Raw genomic sequence first — 553 nt, 5'->3', positions numbered from 1 at the left:
CCTGCAGTACCGCCTACCAGGTTCACTTTGTTGCTCGGTGTGCTAGTAGGATTGCCTGCAGTATCGGCATAGGTCATCGGGGTATCGAACTTCACGGTAGTCACTCCGCCTGCGGTGCTGACGTTGGCTACAGTGCCTTGGCCGTTGGCGAAGTTGATGGTGTCGCCGTGGGTCACGAAGTCTTTGTCTGTGCCATTACCTTGTACGGTAAAGCCTGCGTTCAATACGTCGTTAACGGTAGCGGCGTTGTTGCCTTTGTTACCGGCTGCCAAAGTGGTCCGATCGTTGTTGGTCGGGTTGGCGGTGACTGTAGCAGTATCAGCCAGGTTACCTTTCACGTTGGCCAATGTGGTCGGCGCAGTGGTGTTGCCGGCTGCATCCTGCATGCTGGCAATCACATTGCTGGCAGCCACTTGGGTACCGCCGCCGTTAGGCTGGGTATAGAAGTTGCCGTCGGTGTGTTTGTACACTTTGTTGCCGTTGGCATCGGTGTATACCACCGGGGTTTGGGCGTTCTGTACGACGGTTTGGGCATCCAATGCGTAGGTGTAGG

1 pseudogene is annotated in these 553 nt (G+C 56.1%); it reads right to left on the bottom strand.

What is annotated here, in order from left to right:
- Positions 1-553, bottom strand: a pseudogene (locus HMPREF9098_RS12005) (hypothetical protein); the annotation flags it as partial.

The sequence above is a fragment of the Kingella denitrificans ATCC 33394 genome, assembly GCF_000190695.1.
GTDB classification, from domain to species: Bacteria; Pseudomonadota; Gammaproteobacteria; order Burkholderiales; family Neisseriaceae; genus Kingella_A; species Kingella_A denitrificans.
The sequence above is the reverse complement of the archived record's forward strand: the minus strand, read 5'-3'. Positions and strand labels throughout refer to the sequence as shown.